The sequence below is a fragment of the Amycolatopsis rhizosphaerae genome (assembly GCF_007713715.1).
Taxonomy (GTDB): domain Bacteria; phylum Actinomycetota; class Actinomycetes; order Mycobacteriales; family Pseudonocardiaceae; genus Amycolatopsis_E; species Amycolatopsis_E rhizosphaerae.
Genome location: NZ_VJWX01000682.1, coordinates 1 through 2,937, shown reverse-complemented (window position 1 = coordinate 2,937; position 2,937 = coordinate 1). Strand labels below are relative to the sequence as shown.

At 72.3% G+C, this 2,937-nt stretch carries 2 protein-coding genes and 1 pseudogene; all 3 read left to right on the top strand.

The window, feature by feature from the left end; genetic code table 11:
• On the top strand, nucleotides 1-569 hold a 569-nt coding region (locus FNH05_RS35450), incomplete at its 5' end, for a TetR/AcrR family transcriptional regulator (protein WP_144593216.1).
• Between the two features lie 89 nt (nucleotides 570-658).
• Nucleotides 659-2,449, top strand: a complete 1,791-nt coding sequence (locus tag FNH05_RS35445) for an acyclic terpene utilization AtuA family protein (protein ID WP_144593215.1) — start codon at nucleotides 659-661, stop codon at nucleotides 2,447-2,449.
• A pseudogene (locus FNH05_RS35440) lies at nucleotides 2,436-2,937 on the top strand (CoA transferase); the annotation flags it as partial. The gene FNH05_RS35445 and the pseudogene FNH05_RS35440, both read left to right, overlap by 14 nt.

Genomic DNA, 2,937 nt, shown 5'->3' with positions numbered 1-2,937 from the left:
CCTTCTATGAGCAGGGTTTCCACGGCACGGCCGTGCGCGACATAGCCCGCCGCGTCGGCGTTACCGTGCCCGCGCTGTACTACTACTACGAGAACAAGGAAGCCATCCTCGTCGCCTTGCTGGAAACGGCGACCAACGACGTGGCCTCCCGCGCGTTCGCGGCCGCGGAGGAGGGCGGTGACCGGCCCGAGGTGCGGTTCGCCAACGTCATCGAGGCGGTCGTGCTGCACATGACGCACCGGGTCCGGCTGGCGGCACTGGACTCCGAGCTGCGCTACCTGCAGCCCGCCAACCGCAAGCACTACGCGGCCACCCGCAAGAAACTGGAGAACCTGCTCACCGGCATCATCACCGACGGCGTGCGGGCGAAGGTCTTCACCGTCGCGGAGCCCGCGGAAACGAGCCGGGCCCTGCTGGGCATGTGCCAGGCCGTCGCCACCTGGTTCCGCGACGACGGCCCGCTGCGGCCCGAAAAGCTCGCCGCCCGCTATGTCGCCATCGCGCTGATGACCGTGGGTGCCCAGCCCGGATCCCGGCGCACCCGGCCCCGCCAGGGCGGGGCCCGCTGAATCCGGCCGGGACTTACTGAGCGCTCGTTCAAGAGCGGAAACCACGGTATGGTCGGGGAAACTTCCGCGACCACAGCGAGGTGCCGAGGATGTCCCGCCCGATCCGCATCGCCAACTTCTCCGGCTACCTCGGCGACCGCTACACCGCCGTGGACGAGGTCATGGCGGGCGATCCGGTCGACGTCCTGGTCGGCGACTACCTCGCCGAGGTCACCCTCGCCGCACTGGCCTCCCGCCACCGCGCGGACCCTTCCCGCGGCTACGTCGAGTACTTCCTGGACCAGATCACCCCGCACCTGCCCGCACTGGCCGCGCGGGGCCTGAAGGTGGTGACCAACGCGGGCGGCTTCCACCCGGCGGGGCTGGCGGCCGCGCTGCGCGAGCGCATCGAAGCGGCCGGGGCAGGGCTGACGGTGGCCTGCGTCGAGGGCGACAACGTGCTCGCCCGGCTGCCCGAGTACGCACAAGCCGGGCACGCGCTGGAAAACCTCGACACGGGCGCTCCCCTGTCGTCGTGGGGCGTGGTGCCGCTGGCGGCGAACGCCTACCTCGGCGGCCGGGGCATCGCCACCGCACTGGCCGAGGGCGCCGACATCGTGGTCTGCGGCCGGGTCACCGACGCGTCGCTGACCGCGGGCCCCGCGGCCTGGTGGCACGGCTGGGCCTGGAACGACTGGGACGCGCTGGCGGGCGCGGTGACCGCCGGGCACATCATCGAATGCGGCCCGCAGGCGGTGGGCGGCAACTTCTCCGGGTTCACCCGGATCGCGAACATGCTCCTGCCGGGCTTCCCGATCGCCGAGATCGCCGCCGACGGCGGCAGCGTGATCACCAAGCACGCCCGCGACGGCGGCGAGGTCACCGTGGACACGGTGACCGCCCAGCTCGTCTACGAAATCCAGGGTCCGCGCTACCTCAACCCGGACGTCACGGTGCATCTGGACACCGTCCGCGTCACGGCGGCGGGCCCGGACCGGGTCGCCCTTTCCGGCGCGACCGGCTCACCGCCTCCACCGTCCACAAAGGTCGCGGTGTTCGGGCAGCTCGGCTTCAGCACCGTCAACACCGTCTACGTCACCGCCCCGGACGTGGACGCCAAGATCGAACTGCTGCGCGCGCAGATCTCCCGCGCCCTGCCCGAGGGGGTGGACGGGCTGGAGATCACCCGGATCGGCACCGCGGCCGCCGATCCGGAGACGCAGTGGGACGCGACGGTGGCCCTGCGGGTGATGGCCACCGCGCGCGAGCGCGAAGCACTGACCGAACTGAACCTCGCCCAGCGGCTGCTGAGCCTGTACCTGCAGAGCATTCCCGGCTTCTACCACGACGGCGGGGCCCCCTTCGGCGGCTCTCCCCGCCCGCGCATCGACTACTGGCCCGCGCTGCTGCCGATGGCGGCCGTCGGGCACCGGGTGGTGTTCGCCGACGGCCGCGTGCTCGACATCGCGCCCCCGGCCGAGACCGCGACGGTGGCCCAGCCGGAGCATCCGGAACCGGGGCCCGCCGAGGACACCGGCCCGCTGCGGCGCGCGCCGCTCGGTTCGGTCGCCTACGCCCGCAGCGGCGACAAGGGCGGCAACGCGAACGTGGGGATCTGGGTGCCCGACGAACGCGCCTGGCCGTGGCTGCGCGATCATCTGTCCACAGCGGAGCTTCGCAGGCTGGTGCCGGAGGTCAAGGACCTGCCGGTCGTGCGGCACGAGTTCCCCCGGCTCAAGGCCGTGCACTTCGTGCTGCGCGGGCTGCTCGGCACCGGCGGCTCCTCGAACCTGCGGGTGGACCAGGTCGGCAAGGCGGTCGGCGAATACCTGCGCGCCAAGCACGTGCTCATTCCCGAGGAACTGCTGACGAGGAGGGAAAACGGCGATGTCGCTGACTGAGCGGGTGGCCAAGGCGGTGGCGAACCCGGCGTCGGACGACGCGTTCGACGCGCACGCCGAACTCACCGAGGTGCTCGCGGGGATCGGCATGAGCCCGGACGAGACCGGCGGCACCATCACCTTCCTCGGCGCGGACCCGGTGGTGCCCAGCACGCTGCGGCTCGGGGGCGCGGCCGCGATCGCGCTGGCCGCGAAATCCGCCGCGCTGGCCAAGTTGTGGCGGCTGCGCGGCGGCGAGGGCCAGGACATCGTGGCGGACCTGCGGGTGGCACCGCACCGGCTGTGCCCGTTCTACGACCGCAAATGGGAGCTGCTCAACGGGTATCCGGGCAACGCGGCCGCCAACGCCAGCCAGGCACTGGGTTTCCGCTTCTACCGCACCGCCGACGACCGGTGGATGATGCCGCTCAACCCGTACCCCCGGATCAAGCTCGCCGCCCAGCGGCTGCTCGGCGTGCCCGAGGACGGCGAGGCGGTGGCCGCGGCGA